At 67.0% G+C, this 14039-nt stretch carries 17 protein-coding genes; 8 read left to right on the plus strand and 9 right to left on the minus strand.

Annotated features, from left to right (window positions below):
* Positions 1 to 2: 2 nt before the first annotated feature.
* The 4 genes from J0J01_RS10575 to J0J01_RS10590 all read left to right on the plus strand — a co-directional run bounded on the left by J0J01_RS10575 (position 3) and on the right by J0J01_RS10590 (position 3901).
* Complete coding sequence (locus J0J01_RS10575; protein WP_296380344.1) at positions 3 to 905, plus strand: glycerophosphodiester phosphodiesterase; 903 nt, start codon at positions 3 to 5, stop codon at positions 903 to 905.
* A gap of 44 nt (positions 906 to 949) precedes the next feature.
* Positions 950 to 1621 carry a GntR family transcriptional regulator gene (locus J0J01_RS10580; protein ID WP_296380346.1) on the plus strand — a complete coding sequence of 224 codons (672 nt, stop codon included), beginning with the start codon at positions 950 to 952 and terminating at the stop codon, positions 1619 to 1621.
* A 98-nt stretch (positions 1622 to 1719) separates the two neighbouring features.
* Positions 1720 to 2520: a phytanoyl-CoA dioxygenase family protein gene (locus J0J01_RS10585; protein WP_296380347.1), complete on the plus strand. Its 801-nt coding sequence runs from the start codon at positions 1720 to 1722 to the stop codon at positions 2518 to 2520.
* Between the two features lie 19 nt (positions 2521 to 2539).
* Positions 2540 to 3901, plus strand: coding sequence for a Gfo/Idh/MocA family oxidoreductase (locus J0J01_RS10590; protein WP_296380350.1), 1362 nt, complete (start codon positions 2540 to 2542; stop codon positions 3899 to 3901).
* 15 nt (positions 3902 to 3916) lie between these two features.
* On the opposite strand, the gene J0J01_RS10595 is transcribed toward J0J01_RS10590, so the two are convergent.
* The 3 genes from J0J01_RS10595 to argB all read right to left on the minus strand — a co-directional run bounded on the left by J0J01_RS10595 (position 3917) and on the right by argB (position 6221).
* On the minus strand, positions 3917 to 4456 hold the full coding sequence (locus J0J01_RS10595; RefSeq protein ID WP_296380351.1) for a hypothetical protein: 540 nt from the start codon (positions 4454 to 4456) through the stop codon (positions 3917 to 3919).
* Between the two features lie 257 nt (positions 4457 to 4713).
* Entirely contained in the window at positions 4714 to 5292 is a 579-nt protein-coding gene (gene def, locus J0J01_RS10600; protein WP_296380353.1) for a peptide deformylase, read from the minus strand.
* 62 nt (positions 5293 to 5354) lie between these two features.
* On the minus strand, positions 5355 to 6221 hold the full coding sequence (argB, locus tag J0J01_RS10605; protein WP_296380555.1) for an acetylglutamate kinase: 867 nt from the start codon (positions 6219 to 6221) through the stop codon (positions 5355 to 5357).
* A gap of 173 nt (positions 6222 to 6394) precedes the next feature.
* Between argB and J0J01_RS10610 the strand changes: the two genes are divergently transcribed.
* On the plus strand, positions 6395 to 7066 hold the full coding sequence (locus tag J0J01_RS10610; RefSeq protein ID WP_296380354.1) for a 2OG-Fe(II) oxygenase: 672 nt from the start codon (positions 6395 to 6397) through the stop codon (positions 7064 to 7066).
* A gap of 214 nt (positions 7067 to 7280) precedes the next feature.
* Here the strand turns inward: J0J01_RS10610 and yihA are convergent, their stop codons facing one another.
* Genes yihA through rpmH form a run of 5 tightly spaced genes read right to left on the minus strand, consistent with a single transcriptional unit; the run spans position 7281 to position 10573 of the window.
* The gene (gene yihA / locus J0J01_RS10615; protein WP_296380355.1) at positions 7281 to 7916 is read right to left on the minus strand and encodes a ribosome biogenesis GTP-binding protein YihA/YsxC; all 636 of its coding nucleotides are present in this window, start codon (positions 7914 to 7916) and stop codon (positions 7281 to 7283) included.
* On the minus strand, positions 7916 to 9751 hold the full coding sequence (gene yidC / locus J0J01_RS10620; RefSeq protein WP_296380356.1) for a membrane protein insertase YidC: 1836 nt from the start codon (positions 9749 to 9751) through the stop codon (positions 7916 to 7918). The genes yihA and yidC overlap by 1 nt, the downstream gene beginning before the upstream one ends.
* A 2-nt stretch (positions 9752 to 9753) precedes the next feature.
* Positions 9754 to 10002, minus strand: a complete 249-nt coding sequence (gene yidD / locus J0J01_RS10625; protein ID WP_296380357.1) for a membrane protein insertion efficiency factor YidD — start codon at positions 10000 to 10002, stop codon at positions 9754 to 9756.
* Between the two features lie 53 nt (positions 10003 to 10055).
* Positions 10056 to 10421: a ribonuclease P protein component gene (gene rnpA, locus J0J01_RS10630; RefSeq protein ID WP_296380358.1), complete on the minus strand. Its 366-nt coding sequence runs from the start codon at positions 10419 to 10421 to the stop codon at positions 10056 to 10058.
* A 17-nt stretch (positions 10422 to 10438) separates the two neighbouring features.
* Positions 10439 to 10573: a 50S ribosomal protein L34 gene (gene rpmH, locus J0J01_RS10635; protein ID WP_020698875.1), complete on the minus strand. Its 135-nt coding sequence runs from the start codon at positions 10571 to 10573 to the stop codon at positions 10439 to 10441.
* Positions 10574 to 10687: 114 nt separating this feature from the next.
* Between rpmH and J0J01_RS10640 the strand changes: the two genes are divergently transcribed.
* Both J0J01_RS10640 and J0J01_RS10645 read left to right on the plus strand, forming a co-directional pair.
* On the plus strand, positions 10688 to 11326 hold the full coding sequence (locus tag J0J01_RS10640; RefSeq protein ID WP_296380360.1) for a glutathione S-transferase family protein: 639 nt from the start codon (positions 10688 to 10690) through the stop codon (positions 11324 to 11326).
* A gap of 57 nt (positions 11327 to 11383) precedes the next feature.
* Positions 11384 to 12823: a HAMP domain-containing sensor histidine kinase gene (locus J0J01_RS10645; RefSeq protein ID WP_296380361.1), complete on the plus strand. Its 1440-nt coding sequence runs from the start codon at positions 11384 to 11386 to the stop codon at positions 12821 to 12823.
* Between the two features lie 93 nt (positions 12824 to 12916).
* Here J0J01_RS10645 and J0J01_RS10650 read toward each other — a convergent pair whose 3' ends face one another.
* Positions 12917 to 13498, minus strand: a complete 582-nt coding sequence (locus tag J0J01_RS10650; protein WP_296380363.1) for a hypothetical protein — start codon at positions 13496 to 13498, stop codon at positions 12917 to 12919.
* A 147-nt stretch (positions 13499 to 13645) separates the two neighbouring features.
* Between J0J01_RS10650 and J0J01_RS10655 the strand changes: the two genes are divergently transcribed.
* Positions 13646 to 14005: a hypothetical protein gene (locus J0J01_RS10655; protein WP_296380365.1), complete on the plus strand. Its 360-nt coding sequence runs from the start codon at positions 13646 to 13648 to the stop codon at positions 14003 to 14005.
* Positions 14006 to 14039: the final 34 nt, after the last annotated feature.

Here is a 14039-nt window from a genome sequence, read left to right on the forward strand (position 1 = left end):
CCATGGTCGCCGCGGCCTTCGACCTGCAGGCGCATCGCGGCGGTCGGGGTCTCGCGCCCGAAAACACGCTCGCCGCCTTCCGCCAGGCCATCGCGCTCGGCGTCACGACGCTCGAGTTGGACCTCGCCATCACGCAGGACGATGTCGTGGTGGTCAGCCACGAACCCCGGCTCAATCCCGATCTGGCGCGCCTCGACGGCCAGTGGCTGCAGGGCATCGGGCCGACCATCCGCTCGCTGCCGCTGGCGGAGCTGAAGCGCTACGACATCGGCCGGCTCAATCCGGCCTCGGCCTATGGCCGCCAGTTCCCGCTGCAGCGGCCGGCCGACGGCGAGCGCTTTCCGACGCTGGCCGAGGTCTATGCGATCGCGCCCGCGCCGATGCGCTTCAACATCGAGACCAAGATCGACCCGACCCGACCCGGCAACACCGTCGATCCGGTCACCTTCGTGCGCCTCGCGGTCGAGCAGGTGAAGGCCGCCAAAGCGGCCGACCGGACCATGATCCAGTCCTTCGATTGGCGCACGTTGCATGAAGTTCGCAAGATGGCACCCAAGATCGCGACCGCCTGCCTGACTATCGAGACGGCCAACAGCAACACCATCCGGCGCAACGATGCCGTGCCCTCGCCGTGGCTGGGCGGCCTCGACCTCAAGGCCCATGGCGGCTCGGTGCCGCGGCTCGCTCGGGCGGCGGGCTGTGCCGTGTGGTCGCCGTTCTGGCGCAACCTCACGCCCGAGACCTTGGCCGAGTCCCACAAGCTCGGCCTGAAGGTCATTCCCTGGACGGTCAACGAACCGGCCGACATGGCCCGGCTGATCGATCGCAAAGTTGACGGCCTGATCACCGATTACCCCGAGCAGGGCCTGGCGATCCTCGCGGAAAAAGGCCTGAAAACCCGCTAATTCATTGACTCCGGCGGCTCGGTGTTCTGTATACAGACCCCACCATGCGCGCCTTCCTCCCCGAACCCGATCTCAGCGAACGCATCCACGACGCCGTCCTCGAAGCCATCTGCTCCGGCGAGCTCAAAGCCGGCACGCGGCTCACCCAGGAAGAGCTCGCCAACAAATTCGGCGTCAGCCGACAACCGGTGCTGCAGGCGATGATGCTGCTGCGGCGCGAGGGTTTTCTTATCGAAGCCGGCCGCAAGGGCGTGCAGGTGGCGCCGCTCGACATGCAACAGGTGCGGAACCTCTACGTCGTGCGCGCCGCGCTCGACGGCGCTGCAGCGCGGCTCGCCGCCGCGAACTACACGCGCGAGCTCGCGCATCGCGGCCGGCTGCTGCTCGATGTCGGTCGCCGCGCCGCCGCCAGCAACAACGTGCCGGCCTCCATCGAGGCGGATATCGATTTCCATCTCTTCATCTACGAGGCGTCGGGCAATCCGCTGATCGGCGAGACCGCGCAGCCGCATTGGCAGCACCTGCGGCGCGTGATGGCGGCGGCGCTGAGCGAAGGCGACCTGCGCGTCAGCGTGTGGGACGAGCACGAAGGCATCTTGCGCGCATTGGAAGCGGGCCAGGTCGAAGAGGCCGAGGCGCTCTGCCGCGGCCATGCCGAGCAGATGGCCGACATCCTGACCGGCCGACTCAAGGTCGTGATCTCGCGGGCAGCCTGATGCGCATGATTCGTGTCATCCCGAGCGAAGCGAGGGATCTATGTTGGTGGCCTCATAGATTCCTCGCTTCGCTCGGAATGACACCGTAGGAGGCAACGATGAAGCTCACCAAGGAACAGCTCCGGCAGTTCGACGAGGAGGGTTACCTCTTCTTCCCCGACTACTTCTCGCCGGAAGAGACCGAGATCCTGAAGAGCGAGATCCCCGGCGTGTTCCAGCAGCGCCGCGAGGAGAACGTGCGCGAGAAGACCGGCGACGTGGTGCGCACCGCCTTTGCCGTGCATACCTATCACCCGGTGTTCGAGGCGTTGATCCACCACCCGCGCTTCGTCGAGCCGGCCGAGCAGCTCCTGCGCGACAAGACATACATCCACCAGTTCAAGATCAACGGAAAGGCCGCGTTCGACGGCGACGTCTGGCAGTGGCACCAGGACTACGGCACCTGGAAGGCCGACGACGACATGCCCGAGGCGCGCGCCATGAACCTCGCGGTGTTCGTCGACGAGGTGAACGAGTTCAACGGCCCGCTGTGGTTCATCCCGAAAAGCCACAGGAAGGGCGCGATCGAGGCCAAGCACGACCTCACCACGACGTCCTATCCGCTGTGGGTGATCGACAACGACACCATCGCCAAGCTGGTCAATCAGGGCGGCATCGTCGCGCCCAAGGGCGGGCCGGGCTCGGCGATCTTCTTCCACGGCACGCTGGTGCATGGCAGCCCGCCCAATATGTCGCCGTGGGACCGCCAGATCATCTACGTGACCTACAACGCCGTCTCGAACGCGATCCGCCGCTACAAGCGGCCGGCCTACATCGCGCATCGCGACTTCACGCCGATCGACGCCTGGCAGGACGATGCCGTGGCGCAGGCCGCGCGCCGCAAGGCCGCCGCGGAATAACAACCCTTCGGAGGAAACGATGAACCTGCATCGCATGCTGCTGGAGCGCGCGGCCCAGAACAAGCCACTGCGCATCGGCCTGATCGGCGCCGGCAAGTTCGGCGCCATGTATCTCAGCCAGATCCCGACCACGCCGGGCATCCATCTGCTGGGCATCGCCGATCTCTCGCCGACGCGTGCCAAGGAGAACCTGGCGCGGCTCGGCTGGAAGCCCGAGGTCACGGCGGCCGGTTCGTTCGCCGAGGCGAAGGCGCACGGCAACACCTTCCTGACCGACGACTGGCGGGCGCTGGTCGCTCATCCCGAGATCGACGTCGTGGTCGAATCGACCGGCGATCCGATCGCCGCGGTCGAGCATGCGCTCGAAGCCTTCCGCAACGGCAAGAGCGTGGTGATGGTGACGGTCGAGGCCGACGCTTTCTGCGGGCCCCTGCTGGCGCGACGCGCGGCCGAGGCCGGCGTGATCTACAGCCTCGCCTATGGCGACCAGCCGGCGCTGATCTGCGAACTGGTCGATTGGGCGCGCGCCTCAGGCTTCTCGGTGACGGCGGCGGGCCGCGGCCACAAATGGCTGCCGCACTACGCGCAGTCGACGCCGGAGACGGTCTGGAAGTACTGGGGCCTCAACGAGGAGCAGGCCAAGCGCGGCGGCCTCAATCCCAAGATGTTCAACAGCTTCCTCGACGGCTCCAAGCCTGCGATCGAATCGACGGCCGTGTCCAACGCCACCGGCCTGACGCCGGCGCCGGACGGTCTCGCCTTCCCGCCCTGCTCGGTCGAGGACCTGCCGTTCGTGATGCGCCCGGCCTCCGAGGGCGGCCACCTGCATCACAAGGGCCAGGTCGAGGTCGCGTCGTCGCTGGAGCGCGACGGCCGCGCCATCCCCTACGAGATCCGCAAGGGCGTGTGGGTCGTGTTCGAGGCCTCCACCGAGTACCAGAAGAACTGCTTCGAGGAGTACATGCTGCAGACCGACCCGAGCGGCCGGCACTCGGTGATGTACAAGCGCTGGCACCTGATCGGGCTCGAGGTCGGCATCTCGGTCGCCTCGGTCGGCCTGCGCAAGGAGCCGACCGGCTGCCCGATCGGCTTCCATGCCGACGTGATCGCGACCGCCAAGCGCGACCTCAAGGCGGGCGAGATGCTCGACGGCGAGGGCGGCTACACCGTCTACGGCAAGCTGTTCCCGGCCGAGAAGTCGACCGGCCTCGGCAGCCTGCCGCTCGGCCTCGCCCACAACGTCAAGCTTCTGAAGCCGATCAAGGCCGGCCAGTCGCTGACCTATGCCGACGTGGCAATGGACGAGAGCCTGACCGCGGTGAAGCTGCGCCGCGAGATGGAGCAGGCCTTCTCACCGGCGGCGAAGATCGCGGCGCAGTAACTGTCTCGCCGCAGGCTACTGCAGCACCAGCCGCGGCGCGCAGCGCTCGTTCCAGAGCCCGGCGAAGTCGCGGCATTCGCCCGGCGACCAGGCCGAGACCGGACCGCATTCCAGGACGGCGGTCCGCTGGGCCGAGGTGATGACCAGCGGCTCGCGGCCGGCGATCGAGAGGTTGCAGCGCGACACGGGGATGCGGCTCCGCACCTCGCCCTTGACCACCAAGTAGATGAAGGTGAGATCGGCGCCGTCGGCCGAGAGGTCGGCGCGCATCGTCGACAAGGCGCTCTTCGACAGGTCGAGATCGGGGCGCAGTGTCGTGGCCGACGGCCCCATCGTGAATACGATCGACTCGCCGGCATGCAAGCGCGGCAAGGTCACCGGCCGCCGGCCGGCCGGCTCGAGTTCCCGCGACCGCTGGTGAAGCCCGTCGAGGAAGTCGGAGAGAACCGGGGTCTTCTCCCGGATGAGCAACGGCACGACGAACCACGCCAGCAGGGCGGCGAAGCCGATCGCCAGCAGGAGGAACGTCGCAGGCTTGCTCGGAAGTCCGGCCAAAGGCTCGCCTCCGCAGGCGAGCCTAGCACGGCGTCTCGGGTCAGGCCGACGTCATGACCCCGACCAGGGCCGTGTAGGCCTCGGTCCGACCGGAACATAGTGGTCGGCGGTGACGCCGTAGCCCTTGTGGCGGCGCCCAGCATCGCCATCAGCTTCTTCTTCTGCTCGCCGAGATCGAAGCCGGCCCGATCGTCTGGGTGACCGACGCCGAGTGGAAGACCGTGGCGGCGAACTGGACCTACGGGCACGGCTAACGGTCAGATCGCGCCGGCGGATTCCTTTTTCTTGGTTTTCGGCTTGGCCGGCTTGCCCTCGGCCTCGTCGCGCTCCTGCTCCTTGCGGGCCTTGAGCAGCTTGCGCAGGATCATGTTGCGCTTGAGCGACGAGATATGGTCGATGAACAGAATGCCGTCGAGATGGTCGATCTCGTGCTGCACGCAGGTCGCCAGCAGGCCCTCGCAGGCCAGCTCCTTCGCCTGCCCGTCGCGATCGAGGTAGCGCACCGTCACCTTGGCCGGACGCACCACGTCGGAATAGTGCTCGGGCACCGACAGGCAGCCTTCCTCGTAGGTCGCGTCCTCGTCGGAGGCCTCGATGATCTCCGGATTGGCCATGAAGATCGGGCCGGTCTTGACGTCCTCGCGGTCGATGTCGAGCACGATGACGCGCTTCAGCGCGCCGATCTGCGGCGCGGCGAGGCCGATGCCGGGCGCGTCGTACATCGTCTCCAGCATGTCATCCATCAGCTGGCGCACCTCGGCATCGACCGAGGCGACCGGCTGGGACTTCTTCTTGAGACGCGGGTCGGGCGCCGTGAGGATGGTCCGAATGGCCATGACCGTTTAAATATGCAGCGAAATCAACGATTTCAAGATCGGAGGCCCCCGATTGCGACCGGTCAGGAGCGCCTGACCATGGTGCCGAGGCCAGTCTCGGTGAAGACCTCCAGCAGCAGGGCATGGGGCACCCGGCCGTCGAGGATCGTGGCGGCCTCGACGCCGCTGTTCACGGCGTCGATGCAGTTCTCGACCTTGGGGATCATGCCGCCCGAGATGGTGCCATCGGCGATCAGGGAGCGGGCGCGCTCGACCGTCATTTCCGAAATGAGCTGGCCGTCCCTGTCGAGCACGCCCGGCACGTCGGTCAGGAACAGGAGGCGCTTGGCCTTCATGGCGCCGGCGATGGCGCCCGCCGAGGTGTCGGCATTGATGTTGTAGGTCAGCTCGTCGTCGACGCCGAAGCCGATCGGCGCCACCACCGGGATGACGTCGGCGCGGCGCAGCTGCTCCAGCACCATGACGTTGATCTTGGCCGGCTCGCCGACCTGCTTGAGATCGACCTTGAGCAGCTCGCCGGTCTTGGGATCGCGCATCTCGCTGACCTTGCGGGCCAGGATCAGGTTGCCGTCCTTGCCGCAGATGCCGACGGCGATGCCGCCGCATTCGTTGATGTCGGCCACGATCGCCTTGTTGATCGAGCCGGCGAGGACCATCTCGACGATCTCCATGGTCGCCGCGTCGGTGACGCGCAGGCCGTTGACGAAGGTGCTCTTCAGCCCGACCCGCTCCAGCATCTTGTTGATCTGCGGGCCGCCGCCATGGACCACGATCGGGTTCATGCCGACCTGTTTCATCAGCACCACGTCGCGCGCCACCAGGTCGCCCAGCTTGGGATCGGTCATGGCATGGCCGCCGTACTTCACGACGAAGGTCGCGTCGTTGTGCCGGCGCATGTAGGGCAGGGCCTTCGAGATGGTCTCGGCCATGCGGATGAGCCGCTTCTGCTCCTTGTCCGTCTGGACCGCGATATCCGGCATGTCCTGAAAACCCTTGCGGTTAGCAAAAGCCCTCTACCCGGACCGGGAGAGGGCTAAGACGGCATCCTATATCAGGCCGGGCGCGGATAGAAGAAGACCGCACGGCGCGTCAGGATGTCCTGATGTTCGACCGCAACATTCTCGCCGACCGTGGCTTCACCGTGGCACGCGGGCTGGTCGGCCCCGACGACTGCCGCGCGCTGGCCGCGCTGTGGCCGCAGCAGGACTGTTTCCGCAGCCATGTGATCATGCAGCGCCACGGCTACGGCCAGGGCGAGTACCAGTATTTCCGCTATCCGCTGCCCGAGCCGGTCGAGCGGCTGCGCCAGGCGCTCTATCCGGAGCTGGCGGCGGTGGCCAACCGCTGGAACGAGGTGCTGGGCATCGAGCGCCGCTTCCCGCCGACGCTCAAGGGCTGGCTGCGCGAGTGCCATGCCGGCGGCCAAAAGCGGCCGACGCCGCTGCTGCTGCGCTACGGGCCGGGCGACTACAACTGCCTGCACCGCGACCTCTACGGCGACCTGGTCTTCCCGATCCAGGCCACCATCCTGCTGAGCCGGCCCGCGCACGACTTCGACGGCGGCGAGTTCATGCTGGTCGAGCAGCGGCCGCGCATGCAGTCGCGCGGCGAGGTCGTGCCGCTCGCCCAGGGCGACGCCGTGCTGTTCGCGGTCAACGAGCGGCCGGCGAAAGGCAGCCGCGGCTGGCATCGCACCGCCATGCGCCACGGCGTGTCGAGCCTGCGCCGCGGTCAGCGCTTCACCTTGGGCATCATCTTCCACGACGCCGCGTAGACAGGGCGCACCAGAGGCGTCCAGCCCGGAATCTGGCCGGCGGCCGGACACATCCGATGCCGATTCCATAAGGGTTTTAGCCGAGAATCCGGAATCCGGCGCCACCCCCCAGGCCGGACACGCCCGGACACCTCCGGACGCGGCGGACGCGCCGGACGAGAGACTGCAATTTTCCAGAAGCCGCTGGAGTGCCGCGCCCGCACGCGACAGCGGCCTAATGGCCGAGCGCCACGTCCATGATCTCCGCGCGCAATTCGGGGATGCCGAATCCGGTTTCGCTGCTGGTCGGCAGCACTTGCGGATGCGCTGCGCCGTGCTTGCGCGCGACCGCTTCGGCCGCGGCGACGGCCTTGGGGATCTGCGCCGGCTTGAGGTGATCGGCCTTGGTCAGGACGAGCTGGTAGGACACCGCGGCGGCGTCGAGGTTCTTCATCGTCTCGCGGTCGGTGTCCTTCACGCCGTGGCGCGAATCGATCAGCAGGCAGACGCGCTTGAGCGTCGGGCGGCCGCGCAGGTAGGCCGAGGCGAGGTCCTGCCAGGTCTCCTTCATCGAGCGCGAGACCTGGGCGAAGCCGTAGCCCGGCAGGTCGACCAGCATCAGTCGGCCGCCGAGGTCGAAGAAATTGATCTGCCGGGTGTGGCCCGGGCTCGAGGAGGTGCGGGCGAGCGTGCGGCGGCCGGTCAGGGCGTTGACCAGGCTCGACTTGCCGACATTGGAGCGGCCGGCGAACGCCACCTCGGGCAGTGAGATCGGGATCAGCGACTCGAAGGACGCCGCACCGGCGACGAACTCGCAAGGGCCCGCGAAGAGCTTGCGCGCGCCCTCAGATGCTTCCGGCGCGCGCTCCATCAGGCCTTCTTCTTGCCGCCCTTCTTGCCGCCGCCACCGTTGCCGTTGGCAGGGACCGGCTCGGGCGTCGCGGCCACGGCCTTCGGCTGAGCCTTGCCGCCGATCGGCGCGCCGTGCTTCCGCATGATGTAGTACTGCTGCGCGATCGACAGCGTGTTGCTCCACGCCCAATAGATCACCAGGCCGGCCGAGAACGGCGCCAGCATGAAGGTGAACATGATCGGCAGGAACTGGAACACGCGCGCCTGCACCGGATCGGCGGGCGCCGGGTTCAGCTTCTGCTGCAGGTACATGGTCACGCCCATGATCAGCGGCCAGATGCCGATGTTGAAGAAGTGCAGGATCTCCGGGATCTGCCAGTGGAACAGCCCGAAGCCTGTCAGGATGGTCAGCGGATCGGGCGCACTCAGATCCTTGATCCAGCCGAAGAACGGCTGATGGCGCATCTCGATGGTGGTGTAGAGCACCTTGTAGAGCGCGAAGAACACCGGGATCTGCACCAGGATCGGCAGGCAGCCGGCCGCGGGATTGACCTTCTCGCGGCGATAGAGCTGCATCAGCTCCTGGTTCATGCGCTGCTTGTCCTCGCCGTAGCGCTGCTTGAGCTTCTCCATCTCCGGCTGCAGCGCCTTCATCTTGCTCATCGCCGCATAGGACTTGTTGGCGAGCGGGAAGAACACCGCCTTCACGATCACGGTCAGGATCAGGATGGCGACGCCGAAGTTGCCGATCTGCACGTACAGCCATTCGAGCAGCCAGAACATCGGCTTGGTGAAGAACCAGAACCAGCCCCAGTCGATCGTCAGGTCGAAGCGGTCGATGCCGAGGTTCTCGCGATAGGCGTCGATCACCCGGACGATCTTGGCGCCGGCATAGAGGTGTGCCGCATCGGCGCTGCCCGTGGCGCCCGGGGCGGCGGTGACGGCCGGCCCGACGAAGTCGATCTGGTACTTGATGTCGTTGCCCGCGCCGGTGCCCTTCAGGGTGACGTCGACCTTGCTCTTCTGGTCGGGCACCAGGGTCGCCATCCAGTACTTGTCGGTGATGCCGACCCAGCCGCCGGTGGTCGAAAGCTTCTGGCTCTTGTTGTCCTTGAAGTCGGAGTAGCTGAATTCCTTGAGGCTGCCGTTGAACACGCCGTACGGGCCCTCGTGCAGCACGTAGGTGCCCTCAGCCTTGTGCTCGCCGAAGCGCACGACGAGGGCCCAGGGATACAGGGTCACCGGCTTGTCGGTCTTGTTCTCGACGCTCTGCTTGACCGCGAACATGAAGTTCTCGTCGATCGAGACGTCAAGGGCGAAGATCAGGCCTGCGCCGTTGTCCCAGGTAAGGCGCACCGGCTTGCCCGGCGCCAGCGTCTCGCGGCTCGACGTCCATACCGAATCGGGGCCCGGGACCTTCACGCCCGGATCGGACGAGGTCCAGCCGAACTCGGAGTAGTAGGGATGATCGCCGCCGACCGGCGACAGCACCGGCACCGGCGGGCTCTTGGGATCGAGCTCCTCGCGATGCTTGGCCAGGCGGACGTCGTCGATGCGCGCGCCCTTGAGCGCGATCGAGCCGATCAGCTCGGGCGTGCTGAAGGTGACGCGCGGCGAGCGGGCCAGGGCCTCCTCGCGGCTCACCGTCTGCTGGGCCGGCGCCTGAGTGACCGGCGCCTGCGGCGCGCCGGGTTGATTACCAGCCTGCCCGGAGGTCGGGGCGTTGGGCTGGCTCGACTGGCTGGTGGTCTGTTGCTGCTGCGGCGGCGTGTGCTTGGGCGGGAACAGAGTCTGCCAGCCCATGATGATGATCACCGAGAGCACGATGGCGACGATGAAGTTCTTCTGATCCATTTTCAGAGGCGCTCGGCGGAATGGCAGGACAGAGACACCGGCGGCACCGGGTCGTAGCCGCCGCGGGTCCACGGACCGCAGCGGCACAGACGGTGCGCGGCAAGGAAGCTTCCCTTCAGCGCGCCGTGGCGCGTCACCGCCTCGGCCGCGTAGGCCGAGCAGGACGGCTCGAAGCGGCAGGCGCCGACGAAGAAGTAGGCAAGCGTCAGTTGGTAAAGACGGACCAACCCGCGCAGGAGCAGGGCAAGCATGCGGCCCGGAAACTGGCGATTCACCGGCGCTGGCGCAAGGCGTGAGGTGAGGGTCATGGCGTCGCGACGGCCAGGGCTTTCAGGCGCTTCAGCGCCTCGACCAGCTCCTGGCGCATGACGGCGAAATCGCGCTCGAGGGCGCCCTGGCGGCCGACCAGGACATAGTCGAGATCCGGCCGGGCCTGTTCGGGAATGATCTGGCGGGCGATTTCGCGCAGCCGGCGGCGGACCCGGTTGCGGACCACGGCGTTGCCGACCTTCTTGCTGACGGTGAAGCCGACCCGGACGAGGGGCGGCGGCTGATCGGCCGGCGCCGGCGCGGCCTGAAGCACGAAACCGGGCATGGCGCAGCGCCGCCCGGCCTGGACACGCAGGAAATCCCGACGATTTGGCAAACGCCCGGGGCGAACCGGCGCCACGGGCAAAGGCCCCGGCTCTAGGCCGACAGGCGCTTGCGGCCCGAGCGGCGGCGGTTGGCGATGACCTTGCGGCCGCCGACCGTGGCCATGCGCGAGCGAAAGCCGTGCCGACGCTTACGGACCAGCTTGCTGGGCTGATAAGTGCGTTTCACGACGAAACTCCTTCAAACACAAGCCCCCGAGCGCTGCCGCCGGGGGCGAAATTCGTGAGCGGTGGGTAATAGTCGCGCAGGCCGGCAGAGTCAATGAAAGGCTAGGATGGCGCCATGTCGCTCGTCCTGCATGGCTACCGCTACAGCGTCTACAACCGCATCGCCCGGCTGGCCCTGGCCGAGAAGGGGATACCCTACGACCGGGTCGAGGTGAATCCCTTCGCTCCGGACGTGCCGGCCTCCTACCTCGCCCTGCATCCCTTCGGCCGGGTCCCGACCCTGGTCCATGACGGCTTCGCCCTGTACGAAACCGGCGCCATCACCCGCTACATCGACCGGGCGTTTCCCGGCCCGGCGCTGCAGCCGGCGGGCCCGCAGGCGCTCGCCCGGATGGACCAGGTGATCGGCATCGTCGATTCCTACGGCTACTGGCCGATGGTCCGGCAGGTCTTCGCCCTCCGGGTATTCCGCGCCCGCGCCCGCCAGCCGGTCGACGAGGCCGAGATCGCTCGCGGCCTCGCCGCCTCGACCAAGGTGCTGGCAGCCCTCGATCCGCTCATGGGGCCGCTGGTCGGCGACGACGGCCTCACCCTGGCCGACCTGCATCTCGGGGCGATGATGGCCTACTTCACGCTCGCGCCCGAAGGGGCGGCGGCGCTGGCCCCGCATCCGCGCCTCGCCGCGTGGTGGCGGCGTCTTTCGACACGGCCGAGCTTCGCGGTCACCGACCCCGGCTTGCCGCAGCCGTCATGAAGAGAGGGTGACGCCCGGCTAGGCCCCATCCTCCGGCTCCGGTAGAGTCCGCAGGCCATGCCCGCCGACATCACCCTTCGCGCCGGAGCGGCACCTTTGGTGGCGCGCCGTCGTCGCTTGCCCACCTTCGGGCTGTCGTGGCGCATCCTGGGTCTGGTGATCGTGGCGGTGATGACGGCCGAGCTGCTGCTGTTCCTGCCGTCGATCGCGCGCTACCGGCTGGTCTATCTCGAGCAGCTGATCGAGAGCGGCACGCTCGCGGCGCTGGCGCTCGACGCCACGCCCGACAACATGGTGACCGAGGACGTCAAGCGCTCGCTGCTCAACCATGCGCGCGTCGATGCCGTGGTGCTGGTCGAGCCCAACAAGCCGCGTCGCGCTCTGCTCAACATCCCGCCGCGGCCGGACATGCCGACCTTCAACCTCAAGGAACGCGGCGCGCTCGGCCTGATCTGGGACGCGCTGGCGGCAATGGCGCGCGACGGCGCCTATTACACGCGGGTCGGCGGCGAATCGATGCGCCTGCCGCGGGCGATGGTGTGGATCGTGGTCGACGAGCTGCCGATGCGGCTCGCGATGTACGAGTACAGCGTCCGCGTGCTGATCCTGTCGATCATCATCGCGCTGTTCACCGCAGCCCTGCTCTATCTCGCGCTGCGCTGGCTGGTGATCCGGCCGTTGCAGGACCTGTCGGCCGACATGGTGGCGTTCCGCCGCGATCCCGAGGAAGGCGGCATCGACCGGCCGCGCAGCACGCGCAACGACGAGATCGGCGTGGTCGACCGCGAGTTCCAGAACCTGCAACGCGAGCTGCGCGCCTCGCTGCGCCAGAAGTCGCGGCTGGCCGATGTCGGCGCCGCTTCGAACAAGATCAACCACGACCTCAAGAACATCCTGTCGACCGCGCGGCTGCTCTCCGACCGGCTGGCGCACTCGGACGACGAGCGCACGCGCAAGTTCGCACCGACCATCATGAGCACCATCGACCGCGCCACGCGCATGGCGAGCGAAGCGATCGAGTACGTGCGCGACCGGCCGACGCCCAGGCTCGAGGAGTTCGACCTCGCCGACCTGGTCGACGAGGTCGGCATCACCCTGCAGGAGCAGGGCGAGGATGCCGATCCCAACCTGCTGCGCAACTGGGTGAACGGGCTCGGCGAGCGCAAGGTGCGGGCCGATCGCGACCTGCTCTATCGCGTGTTCATCAATCTCGGCCGCAATGCCTTCGATGCCGGCGCCAACACCGTGACGGTGAGGTCGCAGAACGGCGGCGCCTACGTGCTGGTCGACGTCGCCGACAACGGGCCCGGCGTGCCGAAGGACGTGGCGGCGCAGCTTTTCAAGCCCTTCACCAAGGGCGGCCGCGCCGGCGGCGCTGGCCTCGGCCTCGCCATCGCCCGCGACCTGGTGCGCGCCCATGGCGGCGAGATCGCCATGACCGCGACCGGCCCCACCGGCACGACCTTCCGCTTCACGTTACCGGCCACGGCGCACTGATTTCATGTTCCTCTCCCCCTAACGGGGCTTTGCACACTAACCCCGGCCTGAACCTGAGTTTTTGTGCAGGAGAGGATTCTGCACAAAAACTCACTATGGACGATCCCGGACATGACCGAGGTACCCAAGGGTGCTCGGGTCTCTCTCGAAGAGAACGCCTTGGTGCTGGGCGAGAGCCGAAGCGAGCCCATCACTGAGGCTCAGTTTGAATTCGGTCAGGAGAGCCGCAGCCGACTGCCCGGCCTCCTGCGCGTAGACCTGAATCGTGTACTCGCTCGCGACGAACTCATATCCGGGATCGTGAACGGACAGGACAAAGTGGTGATACAGGGACGCGCCGGTCTGGCCCACGAACAGGCCGCCGCCCGCTGTGAGTTTGCTTTCGGGTCCGTAGCCCCAGAATCCGAACACCTTCTCGGTCTCGGCCCGAACCAGCTTCGCGTACATGTGCTCCACCATCTTGCCCTGTGGTGAGGTGGAGTAGAGGAGCGTGCGCAGGAAGACCTTGGGAATGGTCCTAGGAACCTCGTCGTATCCGAAGAACACCAGCGTCGGCTTGGTCATCGCCAACCGGCCCCGACGCAACCATGCGAACCACATCGTGGTCGCGGAGACGCCCAGAGATAGCAGGGAGATCGTTACGCCGAGCAGCGCAAGAATCGTCGCGTCGGTCACCCAAGGGCCTCGGGAGTGTCGCCTAAATAGGGCATGCACCTGTGTACGCTACTCGAAGCCACAAGATCATATCGGATTGGCCTTGGCGAGGCCGAGGACGACCCCGAGTACATCAATGCAGTGAAGGCGACGTTCCTAGCCCGAGACATGCTGGAGCAGGCCGGATTCGTGCAGATCGGCCGCTCAAATCAGTCGGAGGCCTGCTACTTGGCGCGGCCCGGCAGTACCCATTTGCGGATTCGCGTAGCCGCGCACGAACCGGTGCGGTCGGCATCGATCGAGGGCGTGGTGGCGAGCATCGTGTTCGTGAACCGGCACACCGATGACGTGCGGGAATGGGGCGAGATCGACGGCGAACGTATCTTGGTCGGCACACGCCGGATCAAGCACACCGGTCTGGACCGAGTCGACGTTGACGAACTGGTTCAGGAAGCGGTCAAGGAGTACGACGCTGTTCGTGCCGCAGAGGAGAACCGGACTAAGCCGCTTGCCACGAGAAATTCCTAAATAGGAGAGCACCCCTGTGAAGGAACTCGCCATG

Source organism: Reyranella sp. (assembly GCF_017305915.1).
Taxonomy (GTDB): Bacteria; Pseudomonadota; Alphaproteobacteria; order Reyranellales; family Reyranellaceae; genus Reyranella.